19 protein-coding genes, 1 tRNA gene and 1 pseudogene are annotated in these 24159 nt (G+C 40.4%); 14 read left to right on the top strand and 7 right to left on the bottom strand.

All coding sequences use genetic code 11. The features are described from left to right. Nucleotides 1–69: 69 nt before the first annotated feature. The 8 genes from H6G28_RS12945 (at nt 70) to H6G28_RS12910 (ending at nt 10014) form a co-directional block, all read left to right on the top strand. Nucleotides 70–1665 carry a serine/threonine protein kinase gene (locus H6G28_RS12945; RefSeq protein WP_190593235.1) on the top strand — a complete coding sequence of 532 codons (1596 nt, stop codon included), beginning with the start codon at nt 70–72 and terminating at the stop codon, nt 1663–1665. Between the two features lie 56 nt (nt 1666–1721). Next, nucleotides 1722–3245, top strand: a complete 1524-nt coding sequence (locus H6G28_RS12940; protein ID WP_190671185.1) for a serine/threonine protein kinase — start codon at nt 1722–1724, stop codon at nt 3243–3245. A 150-nt stretch (nt 3246–3395) separates the two neighbouring features. Beyond that, nucleotides 3396–3469 (top strand) — tRNA-Asp (locus H6G28_RS12935). Between the two features lie 268 nt (nt 3470–3737). Next, nucleotides 3738–5174: a glutamate--tRNA ligase gene (gltX, locus tag H6G28_RS12930; RefSeq protein WP_190671183.1), complete on the top strand. Its 1437-nt coding sequence runs from the start codon at nt 3738–3740 to the stop codon at nt 5172–5174. 386 nt (nt 5175–5560) lie between these two features. Further along, nucleotides 5561–6055: a hypothetical protein gene (locus H6G28_RS12925; protein ID WP_190593199.1), complete on the top strand. Its 495-nt coding sequence runs from the start codon at nt 5561–5563 to the stop codon at nt 6053–6055. A gap of 707 nt (nt 6056–6762) precedes the next feature. Further along, entirely contained in the window at nt 6763–8649 is a 1887-nt protein-coding gene (gene ftsH2 / locus H6G28_RS12920; RefSeq protein WP_190593200.1) for an ATP-dependent zinc metalloprotease FtsH2, read from the top strand. A 284-nt stretch (nt 8650–8933) separates the two neighbouring features. Beyond that, nucleotides 8934–9572, top strand: coding sequence for a Uma2 family endonuclease (locus tag H6G28_RS12915; RefSeq protein ID WP_190593201.1), 639 nt, complete (start codon nt 8934–8936; stop codon nt 9570–9572). A 61-nt stretch (nt 9573–9633) separates the two neighbouring features. Then, nucleotides 9634–10014 (top strand): calcium-binding protein, encoded by a 381-nt coding sequence (locus H6G28_RS12910; RefSeq protein ID WP_190671181.1) that lies wholly within the window; start codon nt 9634–9636, stop codon nt 10012–10014. A gap of 19 nt (nt 10015–10033) precedes the next feature. Here H6G28_RS12910 and H6G28_RS12905 read toward each other — a convergent pair whose 3' ends face one another. Continuing rightward, on the bottom strand, nt 10034–10600 hold the full coding sequence (locus H6G28_RS12905; protein ID WP_190593203.1) for a sugar O-acetyltransferase: 567 nt from the start codon (nt 10598–10600) through the stop codon (nt 10034–10036). Between the two features lie 178 nt (nt 10601–10778). On the opposite strand from H6G28_RS12905, the gene H6G28_RS12900 reads away from it, so the two are divergent. Continuing rightward, the gene (locus H6G28_RS12900; protein WP_190671179.1) at nt 10779–11966 is read left to right on the top strand and encodes a patatin-like phospholipase family protein; all 1188 of its coding nucleotides are present in this window, start codon (nt 10779–10781) and stop codon (nt 11964–11966) included. A 75-nt stretch (nt 11967–12041) separates the two neighbouring features. Here H6G28_RS12900 and H6G28_RS12895 read toward each other — a convergent pair whose 3' ends face one another. From H6G28_RS12895 to H6G28_RS12880, 4 genes are all read right to left on the bottom strand, one after another. After that, complete coding sequence (locus H6G28_RS12895) at nt 12042–13157, bottom strand: pentapeptide repeat-containing protein (RefSeq protein WP_190671177.1); 1116 nt, start codon at nt 13155–13157, stop codon at nt 12042–12044. Between the two features lie 204 nt (nt 13158–13361). Continuing rightward, nucleotides 13362–14648, bottom strand: a complete 1287-nt coding sequence (locus H6G28_RS12890; RefSeq protein WP_190671174.1) for a M20 family metallopeptidase — start codon at nt 14646–14648, stop codon at nt 13362–13364. Nucleotides 14649–14709: 61 nt separating this feature from the next. Then, on the bottom strand, nt 14710–15387 hold the full coding sequence (gene bioD / locus H6G28_RS12885; RefSeq protein WP_190671328.1) for a dethiobiotin synthase: 678 nt from the start codon (nt 15385–15387) through the stop codon (nt 14710–14712). Between the two features lie 247 nt (nt 15388–15634). Continuing rightward, nucleotides 15635–17323 (bottom strand): serine/threonine-protein kinase, encoded by a 1689-nt coding sequence (locus H6G28_RS12880; RefSeq protein WP_190671172.1) that lies wholly within the window; start codon nt 17321–17323, stop codon nt 15635–15637. Between the two features lie 842 nt (nt 17324–18165). Between H6G28_RS12880 and H6G28_RS12875 the strand changes: the two genes are divergently transcribed. The 3 genes from H6G28_RS12875 (at nt 18166) to H6G28_RS12865 (ending at nt 20762) form a co-directional block, all read left to right on the top strand. Continuing rightward, complete coding sequence (locus H6G28_RS12875; RefSeq protein WP_190588612.1) at nt 18166–19182, top strand: ribose-phosphate pyrophosphokinase; 1017 nt, start codon at nt 18166–18168, stop codon at nt 19180–19182. Nucleotides 19183–19575: 393 nt separating this feature from the next. Further along, entirely contained in the window at nt 19576–20151 is a 576-nt protein-coding gene (locus tag H6G28_RS12870; protein WP_190671170.1) for a Uma2 family endonuclease, read from the top strand. Between the two features lie 38 nt (nt 20152–20189). After that, the gene (locus H6G28_RS12865; protein WP_190671168.1) at nt 20190–20762 is read left to right on the top strand and encodes a Uma2 family endonuclease; all 573 of its coding nucleotides are present in this window, start codon (nt 20190–20192) and stop codon (nt 20760–20762) included. Between the two features lie 16 nt (nt 20763–20778). On the opposite strand, the pseudogene lepB reads toward H6G28_RS12865, so the two are convergent. Continuing rightward, a pseudogene (lepB, locus tag H6G28_RS36830) lies at nt 20779–21327 on the bottom strand (signal peptidase I); the annotation flags it as partial. A 521-nt stretch (nt 21328–21848) separates the two neighbouring features. Next, a complete protein-coding gene (locus H6G28_RS12855; protein ID WP_190588608.1) occupies nt 21849–22046 on the bottom strand; it encodes a hypothetical protein in 198 nt (65 codons plus the stop codon). Between H6G28_RS12855 and H6G28_RS12850 the strand changes: the two genes are divergently transcribed. Beyond that, entirely contained in the window at nt 22045–22527 is a 483-nt protein-coding gene (locus H6G28_RS12850) for a hypothetical protein (protein ID WP_190671166.1), read from the top strand. The genes H6G28_RS12855 and H6G28_RS12850 overlap by 2 nt on opposite strands. A gap of 176 nt (nt 22528–22703) precedes the next feature. Further along, complete coding sequence (locus tag H6G28_RS12845; RefSeq protein WP_190671164.1) at nt 22704–23855, top strand: acyltransferase family protein; 1152 nt, start codon at nt 22704–22706, stop codon at nt 23853–23855. Nucleotides 23856–24159 lie beyond the last annotated feature (304 nt).

Here is a 24159-nt window from a genome sequence, read left to right as displayed (position 1 = left end):
TTATTAATGGTTACAATAAAAGCTTGAGCAATATTGATTTTCAAATTTTATAGCGTGACATTTCCAAATATGGTAGTGCCTAAAACCGACATCGATATTTATATTGGAAAGTTTTTAAATAATCGCTATTTAATAAAGGATTTGATTGGCAAAGGCGGGATGGGTAGAGTTTATTTAGCAGAAGATGCAGCGAAAGGTGGTCTTTTAGTCGCTGTCAAAATTTTAATGCTAAGTTTAGGAAACCAGCAAATATCGCAACGCTTTGCCAGAGAAATTTTTATTGGCGCTCAGTTGGGTCGTAAAAGTAAAAATATCGTTCAAGTCTTAAGCTATGGCATGACGGATGATAAAACGCCGTTTTATGTCATGGAATATCTTCAAGGTAAAAATCTCAAGCAGATTTTGAAGGTACAACCATTAACCCTGGGAAAATTTATTGATATTTGTCAGCAAATTTGCTTAGGCTTACAGTGCGCCCATCAAGGCATTAGTCTAAAAGGTGAAATTTATCCAATTGTGCATCGAGATATTAAGCCAGAAAATATCTTCATTATTGATGATGCTCAACAAGGTGAGGTAGTGAAAATCCTTGATTTTGGCATTGCTAAATTTTTAACAGAACGTAGCGGTATGACGCTGACTGATTCTTTTATTGGGAGTTTACCTTATTGTTCTCCAGAACACATGGAAGGGCGCAAACTATTAGATGTTCGCTCTGATATTTACAGTTTGGGTGTCTTAATGTTTGAAATGTTAACAGGAAAACACCCATTTAAAACAGATAGTAATACTTTTGGCAGTTGGTATCAAGCTCATCGTTTCCAAGCGCCACCAACACCAGAACAAATTAACCCTGATGTCAAAATTCCCAAAGCATTAAAAAAATTATTATTAACTTGTCTTGCTAAAGAAGTAACTGAACGTCCGCAAACTATTAGTCAAATTTTAGTGGTTCTAGAAAAAATTAAGCGACAGGTGGCGAGAGATATAGCCCTAGAAATTGATAGCGATAAATTGGAATCTCCCGTAAACTTAGTTCCAGTCACTTCAATCTCAGAGAAAGAGTGTTTACAAAAAACATGGCCGAAAAATAAACCAATTTCCTCAATCGGGTTTCCCCATTTACTACATACTACCCAAGGGGTAATTCCTACTTTTTGGGCAATGTTACCCAAGCAAGAAATTGTTAATTTTTGTGATAAATATCACAGTACAGAGTTTATCGACAAAATGAACTTATACCCGATGCTGTTGTGGGTAACAGTGTTATATAATGCTCAATCTTCCCTGACAAAATGGCTATCTTATTTTTTAGATTTAAAAGATAACAGAGGCCAAAAAATTGCTCAACTTTTAGCTGACAGAGGCTATTATCACTTACTTTTTTTTGCACTGGAAGAACCAACTCAATGTGCTAATGTCATGACACTAACTCTGACAGCAAAACAAAGACAGCAACTGACAGATTGGTTAGAACTAGAGCAGAAATATAATGAAGCGATCGCCTCGGAACAAGCTAAAACAGTTTTAAAAGCAGAATACCAAAAGTTAAAGTCCGAAATTTTACAAAAATTAGTAGAAAGACAACAAATTGCCAAGCTAGGTTTTAGAGCTTGGCTGTCTCAAATCTTTGATAAAATTCGCCAAATTTTATCAAGGCCTTAAAAAATATGAAATAAATTTTTAATTATTTAATTGCGGCAATATTAGAGGTTGTAAAAGTGAATCACAGTGCATTCATCTCTCCACAGGTTACAGGATTGCTGGCCAATCGCTATCAGCTAAAACAGTTGATTGGCAGTGGTGGTATGGGTGAAGTTTTTTTAGCCGATGATATTTTATTAGGTGGAACACCTGTTGCCGTCAAGTTTTTAACTCAAAAATTTTGTAGTGAAAAAATGCAGCAAGACTTTGCACGAGAAGCAATGTTGAGTGCTGCTTTAAGTCAAAAAAGTCTTCATATTGTGCGGGCTTATGATTATGGAGTGAGTGCGGAAGGTAAGCCATTTTATGTTATGGAATATCTCAATGGTAAAAGTTTAAAAGATTTAATACCGATACCATTACCTAAGTTTTTAATTTTGATACGTCAGATTTGTTTAGGCTTACAATGCGCCCACCAAGGAATTAATATTGATGGCAAAGTTTATGCCTTAGTGCATCGAGATGTTAAACCAGCTAATATATTAGTCCTGCCAGACCCAATTTTAGGAAAATTAGTCAAAATCCTCGATTTTGGTATTGCTAAATTTATTAATTATACAAATACAGTTAATACTAACAGAGGCTTTAACGGTACTTTACCCTATTGTTCTCCTGAACAATTAGAAGGTGTAGATATTGATAGTCGTTCCGATATTTATAGCTTGGGTGTGATAATGTATGAAATGCTGACAGGGGCTAAACCTTGGCAGCCGGAAACAGATTTATTTGGTGCTTGGTATAAAGCCCATAACTTTGAACCACCACGAGCGATCGCCTCTGTCAGCCCCGACCTCAAATTACCCCCACAACTCAACAATTTAATCATGGCTTGCTTGGCGAAAAAACCAGGCGATCGCCCGCAAAACATGGCAGAAATTCTACAAGTCTTAGACAGTCTAGAAAAATCAAGCTGTCAGAATTTACCCACACCTTTAACTTCCACATACAATCCTCATTTAAATGTTGCTGCTGATTTACCTCCAACCCTGAAAACCAATTTGGCTAAACTTGTCTGGCCATCCAATAAACCCATTCAAGAAATTGTCTTTCCCCAAATTTTCCCCACACCCCAAGGGAATTTTGCAGCTTTGTGGCTGATGTTACCTAAACAAGAAATCAAAAAACGAGTTCTGTGTCAGCGTTACAACCATTTTGTATTCATCACAACGCCTTACCCGATGCTGCTGTGGATCACGCTGCTTTACGATTCCGAACTCGGCCCGAAATGGCTACCTTGCTATTTAGATATGCAGAATACCCAAAACCAAGAACTGGTTTCGGCTTTGATCGAATATAGGCGCTATTCCTTGATTTGCTTTACCTTGGAACTACCCCATAGCTGTGTTACAGTGCTGAACACCCACATCACTAATACCCAGCGCCAAAGATTAACACAGTGGCTCGAACAAAGTAAAATCTTGCCACACTCTGATCAAGCCCAGACAAGCAAGAATTTGCTCAAGCAGCAGTACAAGCAAATCCAATCTCAGATACTAGAACATCTATCTTCTCAACTACAGGTGGCGGCTTCCTCAACTTAAAAACTTAAACGAGCAACCCCTTGCCAAAATTATTTTAAACGTTATAATAGGAAATCGTTGAGTGAAAATGCAGCCGCCCCAAAAGCCAAAGCAAAAAAGTAACTTGACAAAGCTCGAAAAAAGAGCGATACTAATAAAGTTGCAAATTAAGGGACTGTAGTTCAATTGGTTAGAGCACCGCCCTGTCACGGCGGAAGTTGCGGGTTCGAGCCCCGTCAGTCCCGTTCAAAACCAAAGTTCTAAATACTGATGTAAAGGATAACTCATCATTAGATTCTTGGCAAAATGAAGTCATAATTCTATAAACCTATACCGCTAGAGCGAAACTTGCTCAGTCTCAGCGTGTTATCAGTGGTGAAACACCACGCTAAATTGAAAATTTAGCAATCAATAAAGCAGTCTAAAATTAGTTGCGGGTCTTTTTCCGCCACTATATATTGATGCTGAATTTTGCTTTAAATTAATCATGCTTTGTGAAAGAGAGAATTAACTGTGACTGTTAGAGTCCGTATTGCACCAAGCCCAACTGGCAACTTACATATTGGTACAGCCAGAACTGCTGTATTTAACTGGTTATTTGCCCACCACCACGGGGGTAAGTTTATTTTACGTATTGAAGACACAGACCTAGAGCGATCGCGTCCCGAATACACAGACAATATCTTAGCGGGATTACGCTGGCTGGGACTCAACTGGGACGAAGGCCCGTTTTTCCAATCCCAGCGCCTAGATTTGTACAAAACAGCAGTCAAAAAACTGTTAGATCAAGGATTAGCTTATCGCTGCTACACCACCCCAGAAGAATTAGAGGCGTTGCGCGAAGCCCAAAAAGCCAAAGGTGAAGCACCCCGCTACGACAACCGTCATCGTAACCTCACCCCAGAACAAGAAGCCGCATTCCAAGCCGAGGGACGTAGCTTTGTCATCCGGTTCAAAATCGATGATGACCGCGAAATTGTCTGGAATGACTTGGTACGAGACAAAATGGTGTGGCGCGGGAGTGACCTTGGTGGTGATATGGTAATCGCCCGTGCTTCCGCAGATGGCATTGGTCAACCACTGTACAACTTTGTGGTCGTAGTTGATGACATTGATATGCAAATTACCCATGTCATTCGCGGCGAAGACCACATAGCCAACACCGCCAAGCAAATTCTGTTATATGAAGCTTTGGGTGCAGCAGCCCCAGTATTTGCCCACTCACCCCTAATTTTAAATATGGATGGGCGCAAGCTATCTAAGCGGGATGGTGTGACTTCGATTTCCGACTTTCAGAAATTGGGTTTCACCGCCGAGGCCTTGGTCAATTACATGACTTTACTGGGTTGGTCGCCACCAGATTCTACTCAAGAAATCTTCACCCTAGAGGGTGCTGCTAAAGAATTTAGCTTTGAACGGGTGAATAAAGCCGGGGCTAAATTTGACTGGGCGAAACTAGATTGGCTCAACAGTCAATATATCCACAATCTACCAGTGGATAAGCTGACAGATTTGCTCATACCCGTTTGGCAAGAGGCTGGATATAACCTAGAGGGGCGAGAACGTCCTTGGTTAGAGCAGTTAGTTGGTTTAATCGGCCCTAGCCTGACTCGTTTGGTAGAAGCTGTAGAGATGAGCAAACTCTTTTTCAGCGACACCGTAGAATTGACCGAAGAGGGCAGTAAACAACTGCAACAAGAAGGTGCTTCTGCTGTTTTGAGTGCCATACTTGCAGCCTTAGAAAACCAACCCGAATTCACAGAACCCACTGCTCAAGAAATTATTAAACAGGTGGTGAAACAACAAAACGTCAAGAAAGGCTTAGTGATGCGATCGCTCCGTGTCGCTTTAACCGGCGATGTTCATGGCCCAGACCTCATCCAATCTTGGTTACTGCTGAATCATCTTGGTTTAGACAAGGCAAGATTGAATCAAGCAATTAGTTCGTAATTCACGCGATGTGCGACTTATTCTTGAAACCCCTCTCCAAACCTCTCCCCGAAACGGAGAGAGGCTTTGAATCTTGCTCCCCTTCCCTGGTAGGGAAGGGGTTGGGGGTTAGGTTTGAGAGAAAGTCGCACACGGCGTTAATTCATAATTCGTAATTCGTAATTAAGTCTTTACGAATTACGAATTAGTTGAGAGTATTCCAAAAAGTAAATTAATCTCATTTGTTTACTCAACAAAACCTCTATCCCCCTTGTCCTCCTTGTCCCCCTTCTGAAATAATGGGATATTTTTTTAATTGCAAGTCCCTTAGTCAATTCCTCTCACTTTGGGAACTTAGGATGTAAAATTCATGTCTTTCTAAGCACTGAGAAACCTGTGTAATCGCAATGTCGCAAACATCTTTAAATAGAGGGATACAATTATCTTTGGCAATGTTGGCATTTTGTGTCGCATCCACAACTAATACCATCACTCATGCTCAAGAAGCACCAACAATATTTGGAGATGTGACCCTTAACCATCCCTTTTCCCCAGACCCTATTACCGTGCGGGGAATGAGTGGCGGGTCAATTTCGGGAAATAAAGTTGCTGGGAGAAGAGAAACAATTACTGGGCCTTGTGATGGATTTGTTGATGCAGCACCAGACCATACCTTAGAACTCAAAACCAGATTCGATTATCTCAGACTCCAAGTGCAAAGCCCTCAAGATGTCACCCTGATTGTGAAAGGCCCTGGTGGTACTTGGTGTAATGACGATTTTGAAGGGAAAAATGCTGGGATGAGTGGTGAATGGCTACCGGGAAATTATCAAGTTTGGGTAGGTTCATACAACCAAGGTCAGTATTATCCTTATACATTGACCATTACTGAAGTGAAGTAGTCACTAGTACAACAAGGCAAAAGTAAAAAGTGAGCCATTGCGGTGGACGGGTTTCCCGGCATAAAGGAGACAGTGCCGTGGGCGGGTCTCCCGACTTGAGGCAACTGTCGTCAAATGGCGACCCGAAGGGCAAAAGGAAAAAGAAAGAATAGTGATAACACAAGCCTTTTAGCAATTCTAGATAGTCTGTTTATTTATGCCGAACTGTACTAGGGGTTAGAGGCTAGGGATTAGTGTTTTTCTCAGAAATCATCCCAATTCTATGAGAACAGCATTTAGTTACAAAGGCTGTCTGTGAAGAATGGCTGTAGGGGCTTTGCCGTAAGTCATATAGAAACTGCATTCGATAAAACTCTTGTAGAGACGTTGTATACAACGTCTCTACAACTTTTACTGCCACTTGGGCTGAATTCTGTCAAAACTGTGCGATCGCAGCACGAGACTCCAAATATCTACATCTTAAATTTTGCTGTCATCATCCAAGCTGTATTAAAATTAAGTTAAATTTAATTAAGAATCTTTTCAGCGTCACATATTCATGGTGACGTGTGACTAGACATCAAATTAAACAAAATGGATTTATAGACATCCGTTGCAAAATCTAGTTACCAAGTGCGGCAATATCTTGCGGAAGATGATTCCCTCGATGAGTGCCAAGCTAGAAAGTAACTAAAAATGATTAATCGTATTGGTAGAGGCAAATTAAGATGAAATTTTCTTGGAGAGTCCTAGTACTCTGGACATTGCCTGCTTTGGTAATTGGCTTTTTCTTCTGGCAAGGAGCATTTGCGAATGCTCCTGCGGATATGGGTAAGAATGCTGCCAATACCCGCATGACTTATGGCCGTTTTCTAGAATACTTGGATGCCGATCGCGTCACTAGCGTAGATTTGTATGAAGGCGGTAGAACGGCAATTGTCGAAGCTATTGATCCAGATATCGAAAATCGCATTCAAAGATGGCGGGTAGACCTGCCAATTAGCGCCCCTGAGTTAATTAGCAAGCTTAAAGAAAAACAAATTAGTTTTGATGCTCACCCCATGCGTAATGATGGCGCAATTTGGGGATTATTAGGCAATCTTGTTTTCCCAATTTTATTGATTACTGGTTTGTTCTTTTTGTTCCGCCGCTCCAGCAATCTTCCTGGTGGCCCTGGACAAGCAATGAACTTTGGTAAATCTAGAGCGCGTTTTCAAATGGAAGCCAAAACAGGTGTGAAATTTGACGATGTGGCTGGTATCGAAGAAGCCAAAGAAGAATTACAAGAAGTTGTCACCTTCCTCAAACAACCAGAAAGATTTACTGCTGTTGGCGCACGCATTCCTAAAGGTGTGTTGTTAGTCGGCCCTCCAGGTACAGGTAAAACATTACTAGCAAAAGCGATCGCTGGTGAAGCTGGTGTACCATTCTTCAGCATTTCCGGTTCGGAATTTGTGGAAATGTTCGTCGGTGTCGGTGCTTCTCGCGTCCGCGACTTGTTTAAAAAAGCCAAAGATAACGCTCCCTGTATCATCTTCATCGATGAAATTGACGCTGTTGGTAGACAACGGGGTGCAGGTATCGGTGGCGGTAACGATGAACGAGAACAAACCCTCAACCAGTTGCTGACCGAAATGGACGGTTTTGAAGGTAACACAGGGATTATTATTATCGCTGCTACCAACCGTCCCGACGTATTAGACGCAGCCTTGTTACGTCCCGGACGTTTTGACAGACAAGTAACTGTCGATGCGCCAGATATCAAAGGACGTTTGGAAATTCTACAAGTTCATGCACGTAACAAGAAATTAGACACTAGCGTTTCACTAGAAGCAATCTCTCGCCGGACTCCTGGTTTTACTGGTGCAGATTTAGCTAACTTACTCAACGAGGCCGCAATTCTCACCGCCAGAAGACGTAAAGAAGCCATCACCCTGCGCGAAATCGACGATGCAGTTGACCGCGTAGTTGCAGGGATGGAAGGTACACCCTTAGTAGACAGCAAGAGTAAGCGTTTAATTGCTTACCACGAAATTGGTCATGCTTTGGTGGGTACTTTACTCAAAGACCATGACCCAGTACAAAAAGTAACTTTGATTCCACGGGGACAAGCACAGGGTTTAACTTGGTTTACTCCCAATGAAGAACAAGGTTTAATTTCTCGTTCTCAACTCAAAGCCAGAATTACTGGTGCTTTGGGTGGACGTGCGGCTGAAGAAGTCATTTTTGGTTCGGCGGAAGTGACAACTGGTGCTGGTGGCGACTTGCAGCAAGTAACCGGAATGGCGCGTCAAATGGTGACTCGGTTCGGGATGTCTGACTTAGGGCCACTTTCCTTAGAAAGCCAACAAGGCGAAGTATTCCTCGGTCGTGACTGGACAACCCGATCTGAATATTCCGAAGCGATCGCTTCTCGCATTGATGCTCAAGTACGGGTGATCGTTGAACAATGCTATGAACACGCCAAGAAAATTATGCGTGAACATCGCACTGTAACAGACCGCATCGTTGATTTACTCATTGAAAAAGAAACCATCGATGGTGAAGAATTCCGCCAAATTGTTGCTGAATACACTGATGTTCCTGAAAAACAACAGTATGTACCGCAACTGTAATTACTAAACGATATTTCTAGAAATGGGTAGGGTGTAAAACCTTGCCCATTTTTATTTGTATTTATTGTCCCAAGACCAACTCATCCAAAAAAGACCCAAATGCTGTTGATGAATTTAAAAAAACTTTCCACAATTAGTAGAACAAATTAATCAAACAAGATATCCCTTACACCCCCACACCCAATCCCCACAGACAATTATGGTGCGTAAGTCCTGTTAATATGACTCCTGTTTTATTCAGGAAATTTCTTGATATCGTTAGAGAAAACCGGAGGATAAATTTTATGGTAACTACACAAGTCAGCAGTACTCAAAGAGGGATTCTCCCAAATATTAGTTGGCATACTTTTGAAATTATGTTGGCAGAAATGGGTAATAATCGCACCACACGACTGACCTATGATCAAGGAACCCTAGAAATTATGACACCGTTGATGCCTCATGAATATAACAATAGGCTACTAGAACACTTAGTTTTTACCTTAGCGGAAGAACTCAACCTGAATATCAAAAGTATTGGTTCTACAACTTGTAAACGTCCAGACTTACTGCGTGGCGTAGAACCAGATTCTGCATTTTACATTCAAAATGAACCATTGATGCGGCAAAAGCAAAATCTCGACTTGACTCAAGACCCACCACCTGATTTAGTAATTGAAGTAGACTACACCAGTGCTTCTGTTGATCGATTATCAATTTATTTAGCGTTGGGTGTTCCAGAAGTTTGGCGTTATGACGAACCTGTAATGCAAATTTATTGCTTACAGGAAGGTACGTACATTCCTTGTGATGTATCACCAAGTTTTTTCAATCTTCCTTTAACTACAGAGATTCCCCGTTTCTTGCAAGAAAGCTTGAACAATGGAGAAATTCCTATGATTCGCTCATTTCGTGCTTGGGTGAGACAGCAGCAAAAAAATTGACAGTCAATAACTAAAACGTTATACCATATCAAGGTGCAATATACGTAAGTTTTTTATTGTTATGTCTAGTGTTGAACGCGACGAAACCAGAGAACATCGCATCGCCACAGAAATTATTGTAGATGCGGAAGACAAAGAAGATCGGGCAATGGGTTGGTATTATTACTTAGAAGAAGCCTTGAATTGTCCGTTTATGGCTAGATGGGCGAAAAAATCCCGCAAAACCTCGACAATAGAGGAAAAAACTGTTGAGGTGCTGGGAATGGCTCCTGATGATGAGTGTTTAAAAGATATGTATGTGGAAGTAGCTGACCTTAAGGGTAAGGATGATGATGTCTATTCGGCAAAATTATCAGACATTAAGCCTATTGATGCAGATGATAGCACTGAACAAGCGATCGCAGATTGGCATTATTGGCTGGCGAGAGGCTACAAATTCTAGAATATCGCTCTTCACCTCCTTAATTATCCGATAAATAGCGAATAATTCGACAGGGGTTTCCAGCCGCAACAACATTTGCTGGTATATCTTTCACCACTACACTACCAGCACCAATTGTTGTGTTGTCGCCAATTGTGACCCCTGGACAAATAATCGCATTTCCACCTATCCAGACATTGTTACCGATTTTCACTGGTGCAGCTAGTTCTTGACCAGTCAGCCGAATTTCTGGTTCTACGGGATGATACGCAGTATAAATCTGCACGTAGGGCGCACACAAAACATTATTACCAATTTCAACTATATTGCAGTCTAAAATTACGCAGCCGTAATTCATATATAATTTATCCCCAGCATAAATATTACTGCCATAGTCACAGTGAAATGGTGGCACAATGGTAGTTTTTTCTCCTACCTTGGCGAATAGTTCTTGTAGTATTTGTTGTCTTTGCTCCTGCTGTTCAGGAATGCTACTGTTATACCTTTGTAAAAGCTGGCTGGCTCGTCGATTCTCCGCGACTAATTCTGGATCTTCTGCTATGTATAACTCACCAGCTAACATTTTTTGTTTTTCAGTTTTTGCCATCTATTTTTATTTGATGAAATAAATTAAGAATTGAGATTTACAGAATTAAACTAAAATAATTTTTGATTTTAAATGTTAAGCAAATAACTTTTCAAACATTTATCATTTATATTTTTAATATCAAATTTGTTTAGATTTACTGAACTGACCAACAATACTAATAAAGATTCGGAGGAATATGCCTTTTCGGATTTTAAGCTTGGATGGTGGCGGTATTAGGGGAATTATGTCTGCAACGATGTTGAAGGCTATCGAGCAGCAAATTAATAAACCTTTACACGAGTATTTTAACTTAATTGCAGGCACTTCTACAGGGTCAATTTTAGCAGCAGCGATCGCCACAGGTAAAAAAAGTCAAACTATCATTGATTTATATCAACAAAAAAGCTCAAGAATTTTCCCTTATACAAGTCGTTTTTCTTCCCAGAGGATTCCCCTCATCTTGAAATATGGTTTATCTGCACCTAAGTTTTCTGATAGTGGTTTAATTCAAGTCCTCAAAGAAAACTTAGGTGATACAAGATTATTTGATGTTAACGAACCAAAGTTATTAATTACGTCTTATGACACCATTTCTAGAGAGCCAATAATATTTAAAAGTTGGCGACCAGATAAGGATTATGATAATTTTCCTTTATGGGAAATATGCGTTTCTTCTGCTTCTGCTCCTACTTATTTTCCTGCCCATAAATTAGATAGAATCATCAAAGGGCCAGTGGTAGACGCTAAACCAAGTAGTGTTTTTCTAGATGGTACTGCTTCCTATACAGAAAATATTTATAACAATACCCAAATTACCATTACGGATGGTTTAGGCAAAGGTCAAACTCGCACCATCACACAATATAAAGGTGGTAAAAGAGAAGCTTTGTTAGATTCGCCTTGGGAAACCGTACCAGATAATACGGCAAAGTATTCTATTAAATGTATCTACTCTGCGGTTGATGGTGGAGTTGCGGCTAATAATCCATCAGCCTGTGCTGTAGCTGAAGCTTTAAGATTAGGCAACAGACTAGAAGATATTACCATTCTTTCCATCGGTACAGGCGATCGCACACGCATCATCCCATTTGAAAAAGCCGAGGGTTGGGGTTTGTTACAATGGGCGCAACCAATCATCGGTATATTATTTGATGCGTCATCCGGTGTTCACCAGTACATTACAGAACAGGTAGTACCAGATCACCAAATTTTACGCTTGCAATTTAAGCTAGACCGAGAACTAACTGGTAAGCCATTGAGTGATGATATTGATGATGTGAGTACTGAAAATCTGGAGAATTTGGTGAACGCTGCAAATGCCTATCTTCAGCAGCCATCAATACGCAATGCTTTACAGAAGTTTTTACAACTCAACGGTAATTAGTAGAAAAATGAAGAGACGTTACACATAAAATCTCTTCATTTTTAATGATATTCGTAGTTATTTTACCCACTGCTGCTACTGTATTCCATTGATCTGAAATCCGCTCTCTGGCCAATGTTTGGGATAGTTGAGATGATCTGGTAATTTGGTGGTGTGATCGCCCCAAGCTGAGTCAATCTGTCGTTGTTCTAGATTTTGAACTCCTCTTAAATCTGCTCCTGTTAAATCTGCTCCTTGCAGCTTGGCGTTAATGAGGTTTGCTTTTTGCAGATTAGCGCCATTCAGGTCTGCTCCTTGCAAGTTGGCTTGAATTAGGTCTGCTCCTTGCAGGTTAGCTTTATGGAGTTTTGCCTTTTCTAGTTCAGCCATACTGAGTTTTGCTCCTGTCAGATTAGCTCCAATGAAAATTGTCTCTTGCAGGTAAGCTTCTTCAAGGAGTATTTCTTGCAAGTTAGCATCTTCAAGGTATGCTCTTTGCAGTTTAGTCTCTTTGGGGAAGTATGCTCCTCGGATATTAATACTACGTAAATCAAGCCATTGATTTTCTTGCTCATTATCACAGTTAAGCTTTCCAATAATAGTCAGTGCAGCTTGAATATCCGTGCGAATTTTTTGTATTTGTCGTGTATTTTCAGTGTTTTGATTATTCATCCAATAATTGACTAACTGCTTTGCATTCTCTGTATTCTCCTCTTCTAGCTTTCTAGGTGCATTCTCTCTTACAAAAGCCGTCAGAACTTCCATTATTGTCCAGTGGTCTTTTGCGGAATCTTTAGCAATTCTTTCTAACGTATAAATTGCACCTAACCGCACTTCAATCTTTTCGCTTCCAAGCTGTTCAATTGCTTTGGCAAAGCGTTCTGTAATTTGTTTATCTTGTGCAGCTTCGGCATTTTTTAAAGCAGCTTTGGCACTTTCATTTGCAGCCATAGCACTTTTGTCCATAGCTTCCCAACGTTTGGCTGCATAGTAAGCATTTATTAATATTGCCAATCCACCGAATATCGTTCCAATAGTTTTTAGAACTTTAGCTCCATAATCTATTCTATTAGAGGTGTCCAAACCCTTATCATAAAAAAATGCAAAGTCAGAAAATAAAAATAACCAAACAACACCCATTAAAGTCAGGATGAATATAAATGCTAGAATTATCAACCAGTTTTTAAGAGTGTCTGTATTGTTTTCAGACATAGATAATCAATATTTTTGTGCTGCTGATGATAATATCAAAAGCTCACACAAAGATGCAAAACAAAGCCTCGGAATCAATTCCGAGTCTCATAGCGCAAGTCCTCTAAAGAGGACTCGATGAAAAATCTAGTCCACTTGAGTGGACTTTGGCTATTAGCCTGGAACTTTAGTTCTAGGCGGGATATGGTTTCAACAGAAAAATTTTCAACTAAAAAACTTCTCCACGCAACGGATGAATATTTCCACACCCATTGGTAAGACGGTTTCATCAAAATCAAATCGTGGATGATGATGGGGATACGCTAAATCTTTTTCTGGGTTAGCAGAACCAAGGAAGAAGTAACAGCCGGGAACTTCTTGTAAGAAGAAAGACATATCTTCGCCGCCCATTGTTTGGCATTCTGGCACAATTCCTACAGGCGTTTCTACCACTTCTTCGGCAATTGATCGCACTAATTCTGCAATCCCCGCATCGTTAATTACTGGGGGATACAAACTCCAATATTCTAAGTCATAGTTTGCGCCATGACTCTGACAAACTCCAGCTATGATTTGCTCGATGCGTTGTTTAAAAAAGCCTGCAAATGCGGGGTTAAAATAGCGCACTGTGCCTTTCATATTTGCAGTATCAGCAATGACATTATGTGCTGTACCTGCGTGCAGTGCGCCAACAGTCACCACTGCGGAATCGATGGGGTTAACATTCCGGGCGACAATGGTTTGTAGGGCGTTGACAATCTGCGCTGCAACGACAATCGAATCAACGGTTTGATGGGGAATTGCACCATGTCCACCTTTGCCTAAAATTGTGCAGTTGAATAATTCCACCGCCGCCATCAACGCACCAGCACGAACGCCGACAGTCCCCAAGGGTAGATTATTCCACAGGTGTAAACCAATAATGGCATCGACATCAGGGTTTTTCAGCACCCCAGCCGCAATCATTGGTTCTGCACCTCCCGGCCCTTCTTCGGCTGGCTGGAAGATAATTTTTACAGTCCCTGCAAAGTCTTCTCGATGCTGCTGGAGATAGTATGCTGTACCTAATGCGATCGCTGTATGTCCATCATGTCCACAAGCGTGCATAATGCCATCATGCTGCGATTTATACGGTACTTCGTTCAATTCTTGAATGGGCAAAGCATCCATATCTGCCCGAATTGCTAGTACTTTCTCAGTGCTGAGTGCTGAGTGCTTTACACTGAGCGGACTTGTACTGAGCGCAGCCGAAGTAGTCGAAGTGTGAGTGCTGAGTTTAGTCCCTTTAATAGTGGCGACAATACCAGTTTTTGCAATACCAGTTTGATGTTCAATTCCCCAGGCTTGCAACTTACTAGCGACAAACTCAGCCGTCAGTTTTTCTTGAAAGCCTAATTCTGGTTGTTGATGTAGTCGCCGCCGCCACTCTACTAATTGTGGTTGCAATGTGCGAATAGAAAGTCGCACACGGGATAAATCAACAGAATAAGAACTGGGGAATGTGGAAACCATTTTGACAACAAACTGCTAGAAGAGGGCTGAGATTGGGCTATGTTCTCAGTTTAATAGTTCCTTAAAGATTTAGTGCTTCTAAATCTAAATTAGATGCCGCTTGGGCAAGTTGATCTAAATCTGTTGGGTTCTCAAAATAAGGTAAGCAACCCAAAACCGGAATGTGCGTAAATGATTCGATGACTTCTTTTGGTGTCCAGTCGGTAATCTCTGCATCAGTACGCGGTTGAATGCAGTTCAGTACAATACCTATGAGATTCACCCGTGACTGTCTAGCTAAAGCCACATTCGCCACTGCTTGAGATATTGCGCCTAATCTAACAGGGACGACTAAGACTGTGGGTAAACGCCATTCGCCAGCAATATCAGCCACCGTCAACTCGTTAGTGACTGGTGAACCCAACCCACCAGCAGATTCTACCAACAAAAATTCATAGCGCGATCGCAACTCAGATAATGTTTTCCACACCACAGCTAAATCAACTGGGCGATTTTCTTTCGCGGCGGCGATGGGTGGTGCTAGAGGCGCTTGAAAATACAAAGGCGTAATTTCTTCTGGCGATTGTTCTAGCTTAAACAGATTTTGATACCACTCGCGATCGCCAATTCCCGATTGTATTGGCTTCATAATTCCCCAGTGACGCTGCGGATAATATTTTTGCCAATAAGCGGCTAATGCTGTCGTTAAAACAGTTTTGCCAGCTTCAGTGTCAGTTCCAGTAATTAATAGTGTGTTCAACAATCTGCTTTCAAAATATCTAATCTAGTCAAGAGCATTATAAATGAGGAAATTTTGCAAGGGAATCTCAACCAGAGAAACTTCCTTTCTAGTTTAAAAGTGCTGAGTGCTGAGTGCTGAGTGCTGAGTAATGAGTAATGAGTTAAAGATATCTACTTTTCACCCCTGCCTCCTGCCTCTGGTTGGTGAGCGACTTGCCTTGAGCGCAGTCGAAAGGAGCCGAACCACTGCCTTCTGCCTGCTTTTCTCAAGGAGTATTTTGTACTTCAGGCGTTGGTTGAGGTGTACCATCCACAGGCGGGTTATTGTTACTGTCTGTGGGAGTGGTGGGTGTTGGTGTAAACGCTGGCGGAAATGTTGGTGTTAGCGTTGGTGTTGCTGTTGGTGTTGGTGTAAACGTTGGCGTTATGGTTGGTGTTGGTTTTGCTGTTGGTGTTGGTTGGAGTGGATTTTCTAACGCCACCCTGAGATTATAATCACTTTCACTAACTCCAGACTCTAATGTTAACTGGACAGCATATCTACCGCTTTTTGGCAATATTCCTGTATAAGAGTTTACTTGTTGGGCGCTACTATCAAGCACTTGGCGATTCGGAGCTAAAACAGTCAAAGTAATGCCTGTGCCTTGTTCTAGTACCGTAGTTAACTTCGCCCCAGCTTGCCCAAAAAAGGTATATTCCATAACTTGACCAGCTTTCAGCGAGTTTTCAACTGTCGCGGTGTTTGATGCGTCCAATCTCAGGCGCTTACTAGTAATGCTTGGTTCCGTATCAGTGGGTGTAGCAGTTCCGAATGGTGTACCGCCAGAAATCACAGGTGAAGGAAAAGTCTGGGGTGCAGGTGGTGTTGTTTCTGGTTGTCCATTAGACTGACTACGAATCGAACTCACCAGCGCCCAAGAACCCACACCAGCTAAAATAACTACCGCACTCCCAATTGCACCCAAAGCTAAAGGGTTATCTAACACCGAGTTAGCACGGCTAGGGGGAATTGCTGGGTCTGGTCGGTTAGATGGCTGTGGTGGAATTGCATCGGGACGACGACCAACTGCAATTGTTTGCACATTTGTTACTTGTGGTGATGTAGCTACACCTGATTGTTCAACAAATTGTAATGCTTGAATTACCTCAGCCGCACTTTGATAGCGATCGCTAGGCAAAGGGTGTAACATCCGATTAATCACCTGAGCCAACTGCGGACTTACCCTGACAAATCTTTGCCAAGTCCAACTAAGTTGTGTTTCATCAAACAACTCAGATGGTTCTTTACCAGTTAATAAAACTATCGCTGTCACCGCTAACGCATATAAATCACTGCTGGGATAGGCGCGTCCGGTTTGCATTTGTTCGCTGGGCGAGTAACCCAATTTACCCACACTCGTAACATTGATATTAGTATCAGGAGTTTGCAAGCGCGTGGCAATTTCTTTGACGACACCAAAATCAATTAGTACTGGCAAGCGATCGCTATCTCGGAAAATAATATTTTCAGGAGAAATATCACGGTGAATAATACCACGACTATGAATGTGGTCTAATACAGGCAAGAGCGATCGCAACAACTGTAATACATCTGCTTCGCTGAAAGTTTGACCTACAGATTGTTTCTCAGCTAATAAAGCGCGATAAGTTTTCCCCGCCACATAATCTTCCACCAAAAATAAACGGTGGTCTTGCTCAAATCTTTCCCGGAATTTCGGGACTTGCGGGTGTTCAATCTGATATAAAATCGTGGCTTCCCGTTGAAAAAGTTCTTGGGCTTTTTCCCAAGCACCAGCCCCAGATGCGATCGGAATTAATTCTTTAATCGCACACAATTCATTAAAGCGTCGCTGATCTTCGGCTAAATAAGTTCTACCAAATCCTCCTTGTCCAAGGATTTGAATGATCCGATAACGGTTTTGTAAGACAGTACCAATTGAAATTGGGGGTTGCATAAATAAATTCAAATTTAATCATAACCAATAAGACCGCCCTCACAAAGCTGAGTCTGGAGGACACAATACATAAAATTGACTCAAAATTTCGCTTTGAGGGATAGTGTCAGAGTTTGAGGATTTTGCACCTTCCACCCCTAAATTTTTTACCCTCATACACATCAAATTGCGAACCCATCACTCCCACCTTGGATTTTTCATTTTCATACGTCAGTTACACGACAAATACCTGCGGCGATATTCTACCCTAAGAAAAGCAATAATCCCATTCAGATTAGCAAAACCACAGAAAAAATTGCCCAAATAGCAACAGAGAAATCATCAATGGGAGTTGATGCTGCTGCGGACTAACACCCCAAAAGCAAAATCATGTTTTTTTTAGTTTCCCGGCTAATTTTCCAGATTTGAAAATTTTTGTCCAATTTATAATCCAAAAATAGAGTTTGTCAGTTTATAATTTTGTAGCTGGTATCATAAAATATTCTTCTACCCCAGAAGAATTTAATTTTGGGTATTTCTACTGTCTGAGTTCCTGTTCTACTTCACTTAAGCTGAAAAGAGTTGGTCTCAGTAATCAATACAGTTGGTAGAATTATTACTCTGCCAGACTAATCTAGAGGAAATTTGAGTTGTTGAGAACAGCTCAACTAAGGGGCTAACTAACACACTATATGTCAGTTACGGATTCGATGGTTTGTTTACCACTAAAAACTGAAAAATGGATTGATGGTAGCTCTATTGAGAAATGTTTAAAGTTTGTATGAAAGCTTAAATAAAGCTCACAGATGTTTATTTAGCCTATTCCGGTTAAATCTGGTAATTACCTAAATGATAATCTCGCCATGAATGCACTTCGAGGATCTGCTGTGCTCAGTTCTGCCGCTTTTAAGGTGCAGCCAGCTGCAACAGGACTAACCGACAACCATCGCCTGCGGCTATTTTCTGGCTCTGCCAATATACAACTGTCTCAAGAAGTCGCTCGTTACCTGGGGATGGACTTGGGGCCGATGATTCGCAAACGATTCGCGGATGGAGAACTTTATGTTCAAATCCAAGAATCAATCCGAGGTTGTGATGTCTATTTAATCCAGCCATCTTGTCAACCAGTTAACGATCACTTAATGGAATTACTGATTATGATTGATGCCTGTCGTCGGGCTTCAGCCAGACAGGTAACAGCAGTTCTTCCATATTATGGTTACGCTCGCGCCGATCGCAAAACCGCAGGACGAGAGTCAATCACAGCCAAACTGGTTGCTAACCTGATTACCGAAGCAGGTGCTGACCGCGTTCTGGCAATGGATTTACACGCCGCCCAAATTCAAGGTTACTTCGATATACCCTTTGATCATGTTTACGGTTCGCCAGTCATACTCGATTATCTGACCAGCAAACAACTGCATGACCTGGTAGTTGTTTCTCCTGATGTCGGTGGTGTAGCACGGGCGAGAGCATTTGCTAAAAAACTCAATGATGCTCCTCTTGCCATTATTGATAAACGCCGTCAAGCCCATAATGTAGCGGAAGTCTTGAACGTCATCGGCGATGTCAAAGGCAAAACAGCCGTGTTGGTAGACGACATGATCGACACAGGCGGCACCATTGCCGAAGGCGCTAGATTGCTGCGTGAAGAAGGAGCGCGTCAGGTATATGCCTGTGCTACTCATGCAGTTTTCTCCCCCCCAGCAATTGAACGGTTATCAAGCGGCTTGTTTGAAGAAGTCATCGTCACAAACACGATACCCCTTCCAGAAGACAAACGCTTTCCGCAATTAGTAGTGCTTTCCGTGGCAAATCTTTTAGGAGAAACCATCTGGCGGATTCACGAAGACACCTCTGTAAGTAGTATGTTCCGTTAGCCAAAAAAAGACTGTTATTCAAGTTACAGTCTGGCGTAAATAAACATTAAATTTTGAAGTATGAAGTCGAGAAATAATTCTCCTTCGTGCTTCAATTTTTATTTTTATGGCATTTTACAGGGCTTACGCACAAAGATTATCTGTGGAGATTGGGTGTAAGGGTGAAAGGGTTTGGGGTGTAAGGATTTTGAATCAGTACACACGCCACTTGGCTCAAGTCGGGAAACCCGCCCACGCCAGTCCCCTATACCCCTGAACCCCTACACCCTTGCCAAAACCCTTGATTTTTCGTTTTGATGCGTAAGTCCTATTTTACAAACCGCTCCAGGCGAATAGTTCACAGAGGAAAAGCTTAAAATTGAAGTGTTCACCCAGCTTGGCATAGCATCTTTAATGAACAGCGAAAAAGTAACCGTGCAGCCTTGGTACACTGTCACTGATGAAGAACTAATACTGATGAGTTCGCAAAACCCAGAACTGCGGTTTGAACGTAACGCTGATGGAACAATAGAAACTATGCCACCAACTGGGGGAATTTCGGGAAATAGAGAGGCGAAAGCGGTTGCTTATTTGCTGGCTTGGGTAGAAAGTCAAGATTTAGGCGAAGTGTTTGGGCCAAGCACAGGTTTTAAATTAGCAAATACAGCCGTGAAATCACCTGATGCTGCTTTCGTTGCGAAAGGACGCTTACCAGAAAATTGGGATCAGCAAGAAGATGCCTTTATTAACCTAGCACCAGACTTTGTAATCGAAATTCGTTCTAAAAATGACAGCTTGCCAAAACTCAAAGCGAAGATGGCAGAATACATTGCCAATGGTGTGCAGTTAGGCTGGTTAATTGACCGACAAAATCAGCAAGCTTTCGTTTATCGTCGTGATGGTTCCATTACCCAGTACCCAGCAACAGCAATTTTAAATGGTGAAGATGTTGTCCCAGGATTTACCCTAGCTTTGGCAAAATTATTGTGATTAATCATGGTTTGGAATTAGACAGGGAGTAATTGCTGATGTCGCTATCAACTCAAATATCTTCCAACCTTTCCCTAGAAGAATTTCTCAACTTACCAGAAACTAAACCAGCGAGTGAATATATTGACGGACGCATCTACCAAAAATCAATGCCCCAAGGAAAACATAGTATTCTGCAAACTCGGTTATCAACTAATATTAATCAGGTTGGTGAACCTCAACAAAAAGCTTTAGCCTTAACCGAGTTACGCTGCACTTTTGAGGGACGTTCCTTAGTTCCAGACATTGCTGTATTTGAATGGTCACGTATCCCAACCGATGAAAACGGAGAAATTGCCAATAAATTTGAAAGCTACCCAGATTGGACTATTGAAATTTTATCACCTGATCAATCACCCAACAGAGTAATTAATAAAATTATTTTCTGTATTAACCACGGGACTAAATTAGGTTGGTTTATTGACCCTAATGATAAATCAATCATGGTATTTCAACCGAACAAATTGCCAGAAGTGAAATATGATGCGGATATTTTACTAGTTCTTGATATGTTAAGTGATTGGCAGATAAAAGCAGTAGATATTTTTAGTTGGTTAAAAGTTAATTCATAGATAAAAAACTTCCGATTTACTTAATAGCCCCCACTCGATTCAGAGGGTAAAATCTTTTATAAGCTTTCCCGATAATTAAATGGCGAGATACTACACCCCAACAACGACTATCGTAACTATAATTACGGTTATCACCCAGTACTAAATATGATTCAGGTGGAATAGTAACTGGCTTTGCTAAATATTGTTTCCCTACTGTACAAACATCCATTAAAGTACGTTGATTAGCCGGAAGATATCTGTCTTCTACTAAGACTTTATTATTAATATAAACTTGTCCATTCTTAAGTTCTACTTTTTCCCCAGGTAGCCCAACTATCCGCTTAATAAAAGCATCTTGATATTGTTCTTTTAGTAGTTCATCTGTAGGCCAAAAGACAATAATATCGCCACGTTGCGGTGTTTGAAAACGATAACTAAACTTATCAACCAGAATTTTATCAGCCTCCCATTGATTTGGAGTACCATGTAGAGTAGGTTCCATCGCACCTGAAGGAGTCCAACGGGCTTCTACTCCGTATGTTCTGATTATCCAACCAATATCTAAAAAACCAGATATGGCGATGAATATGGCCAGTATTAATGCCATATTCTTGGAATTTTCTCGATGAACAGGCGAAAATACATACGTGAAATAGGAAATCACTGCATAAACTATTGGCAATAAAAATAACGAAACACCGGCACAGAGAAGAATTAAAATAATCGCTAATATGCCCAGTAACCATTTGCCGATATAGAAATAACCAATGCCTAAAAATAGATGAGATAAAAAAGTGGCTAACCACGGATCTTTACTTTCTTTACGTATAAGTTCAAATTCTGGAGAATTTTTGCTTTTCGCACAACGATAAGCATCGAAAAGATTCCAGATAGCTAAAACAAACTGAGATAATAATAAAATTAACCCCAGGACAATATTGCCGGGAATTCCTAAAATTAGCCAAAAACTAATAATAAATAACAAAAAATACAGAGCTATAATAATGTAGCCTCTGTTGCGATCGCCAGAATAGATTTGTCCTAAACCTGGAAGTATTTGTGAGAAATTTACAGCCAACCAAGGTTCTCTATTAGACACGAGAATTACCCCACTGCTAATTTAGATATAATACAACAACCAACAGTAAAATTGCGTAATTTTGTCCCAGAGAAGCGATCGCCGACTCTATCCCAAATTGCAGAGTTCTGAAACTGATCGCGGTTGTGCTGCCATAATTTGATTTTAAGCTGGAAGCGATCGCATCTATGCTGATTTACCAAATGCCCATAATAGTTCCACATGCAACCGAGTTTAAAACACTACGCTGATTACTTGCGGATGGCTTTTGAGTTAAATCTTTGTTCCCTTGTTGAAATAATTGACTGGGCAGATAAACTAATTACAGAATATGACCATCCTGAAAATTGGATGATTGAGTTATCAACCAGTGCAGATAAACATCCATTAGATGTTATTCACCTGCTGTATTTGATTCCAGGCGAACCAGATTTAGACATATCCTTGAAATTATTAATTGCTAAATTGGGTCAAATTTATCCCAGACTTTTGCCTGATAATGGTCGTTTTGCCATACCTGAACACAGTAAATTATTGCGATCGCTCTATCACTTAATTCTTGATCATAGCTCTTGTGACAAACTAAGAGGCGCTATTTATCAGATTGACATGGATCTTGATTATGTAGAGCAAGGTTATGGAGATTGGTCAGTGATTCAGCAAGACTATGAGGAATTACTTGCAACTAGTTATGATTATCAGTAATAGTAGGCTACCTTACAGCACTTCAGAAAAGTTAACCTAGCTTCACAGAGAAACAGTATAAATGCTTAAAACAGAACTAGAAATTTAAAATTTTGATGAAGAGAAAGGATATCAGCTATAAAATTTACAATTTATTTTTAATCTTAATACCGAATTGAAAAATGATTAGGTAAAGGTTGATTGGTGAAAAGCTTACCAATCAACCTTTACCTAATCCCAAATCTAAAATCCAAAATAGTATTATTCATACTTGTCAGCCTAATCAGCCACAAGTAAACAGAAAAACAATCACTTTAAATATATTTATGATTGCTAAACCAATGTATCAAAGAATCAATTGGATTGACTGTTGGAAAGGCATAGGTATTGCTTCAGTTGTGGTTGGACATGTGATAGAAGGAGGGTTATCCGAATATCTATATTGGTTTCACATGCCACTATTCTTTTTCATAAGTGGTTTTTTGTATAAAGATAAGTATGATTATAAAACATATCTGCATAATAAAGTCTCTAGTCTGCTAGTACCTTATTTTTCGTTTCTGCTGCTTTACAGTGGATTACAAGTTTTTAGTTATGTGGTAAAAGCTATCAGGTCTGGTAATATATTACCTTGGAATGAGCAATTTTCATTTATAGTTGCTTATATATATAATCAAATTTATGGTGGAGCTTTACTAGATAATTGGTTTGGAGTTTTTTGGTTTGTCACATGCTTATTTCTCACTCAGCAGATTTACAACCTAATTTATAAAAAATTTGGTCATTACAACATACTGATGATATCTATAATGCTTGTTTCCTATGGACTAGCAATGGCTGATTTTTGGTTTTTAACAAATACAGGATATTTTTGGAATATCAATGTTGTTTGTATGGCTCTACCTTTTTACTGGCTAGGACACCTGTATGCTCAACACAGATTAGAAAACAAGCGATGGCTAGTCCTTTTATCAGGAATTATATTTGGTACTGCCATAGCTCTTCATCAATTAGGTATTCAACCAAACTCTTTTGCTATGAAAGGAGGGTATTATGGCATTGTATTTTATAGTCCATTAGTTGCCCTAGCAGGTATTATTCTGACTCAGAATCTAGCAAATATTTTGAGCAAAAACAAACACTTATTCAGTTTAATGAGTGTATTAGGGGCAAGTTCAATGATGATTATGTATGTGCATCAGCCAGTCCAATTGACTATGCGAGAAATTCCAATTTTATCTAATGTCTTATTAAGAATAATTACTGCTTTAATAGTCTCTTATATCGGTTACAAAGTAGTACTTAGGTTTAAAATTTTAAGCAGGTATTTTCTGGGTATTAGCAGCTAGAACTACTCTATCACTTAATTCTTGATCATAGCTCTTGTGACAAACTAAGAGGAGCTATTTATAGCAGTAGTCAGATATATTAGGATAATTTGAAAGCTTGAATGCCAGCAATAGTAAGACTTTTCCTCCTGCCTGGTTGGTGAGCGAAGTCGAACCACTGCCTCCTGGATCTTGACTATGTGCAGCAAGGTTATGGAGACTGGTCAGTGATTCAGCAAGACTATGAAGAATTACTTGCAACTAGTTGTGATTATCAGCAAGGGATCGATTTCCCATTACACTAATTACTGGTATAGATAGCTAC

The sequence above is a fragment of the Nostoc sp. FACHB-190 genome, from assembly GCF_014696905.1.
Lineage (GTDB): Bacteria > Cyanobacteriota > Cyanobacteriia > Cyanobacteriales > Nostocaceae > Nostoc_B.
Note: the sequence above shows the minus strand (reverse complement) of the source record. Positions and strands in the feature narration are given on the sequence as shown.

Coding starts and splice junctions, on each gene's coding strand:
- H6G28_RS12945 (WP_190593235.1), top strand. CDS start 70: ATGGTAGTGCCTAAAACCGACATCGATATTTATATTGGAAAGTTTTTA.
- H6G28_RS12925 (WP_190593199.1), top strand. CDS start 5,561: ATGTCGCAAACATCTTTAAATAGAGGGATACAATTATCTTTGGCAATG.
- ftsH2 (WP_190593200.1), top strand. CDS start 6,763: ATGAAATTTTCTTGGAGAGTCCTAGTACTCTGGACATTGCCTGCTTTG.
- H6G28_RS12915 (WP_190593201.1), top strand. CDS start 8,934: ATGGTAACTACACAAGTCAGCAGTACTCAAAGAGGGATTCTCCCAAAT.
- H6G28_RS12910 (WP_190671181.1), top strand. CDS start 9,634: ATGTCTAGTGTTGAACGCGACGAAACCAGAGAACATCGCATCGCCACA.
- H6G28_RS12905 (WP_190593203.1), bottom strand. CDS start 10,600: ATGGCAAAAACTGAAAAACAAAAAATGTTAGCTGGTGAGTTATACATA.
- H6G28_RS12900 (WP_190671179.1), top strand. CDS start 10,779: ATGCCTTTTCGGATTTTAAGCTTGGATGGTGGCGGTATTAGGGGAATT.
- H6G28_RS12895 (WP_190671177.1), bottom strand. CDS start 13,157: ATGTCTGAAAACAATACAGACACTCTTAAAAACTGGTTGATAATTCTA.
- H6G28_RS12890 (WP_190671174.1), bottom strand. CDS start 14,648: ATGGTTTCCACATTCCCCAGTTCTTATTCTGTTGATTTATCCCGTGTG.
- H6G28_RS12880 (WP_190671172.1), bottom strand. CDS start 17,323: ATGCAACCCCCAATTTCAATTGGTACTGTCTTACAAAACCGTTATCGG.
- H6G28_RS12875 (WP_190588612.1), top strand. CDS start 18,166: ATGAATGCACTTCGAGGATCTGCTGTGCTCAGTTCTGCCGCTTTTAAG.
- H6G28_RS12870 (WP_190671170.1), top strand. CDS start 19,576: ATGAACAGCGAAAAAGTAACCGTGCAGCCTTGGTACACTGTCACTGAT.
- H6G28_RS12865 (WP_190671168.1), top strand. CDS start 20,190: ATGTCGCTATCAACTCAAATATCTTCCAACCTTTCCCTAGAAGAATTT.
- H6G28_RS12850 (WP_190671166.1), top strand. CDS start 22,045: ATGCAACCGAGTTTAAAACACTACGCTGATTACTTGCGGATGGCTTTT.
- H6G28_RS12855 (WP_190588608.1), bottom strand. CDS start 22,046: ATGTGGAACTATTATGGGCATTTGGTAAATCAGCATAGATGCGATCGC.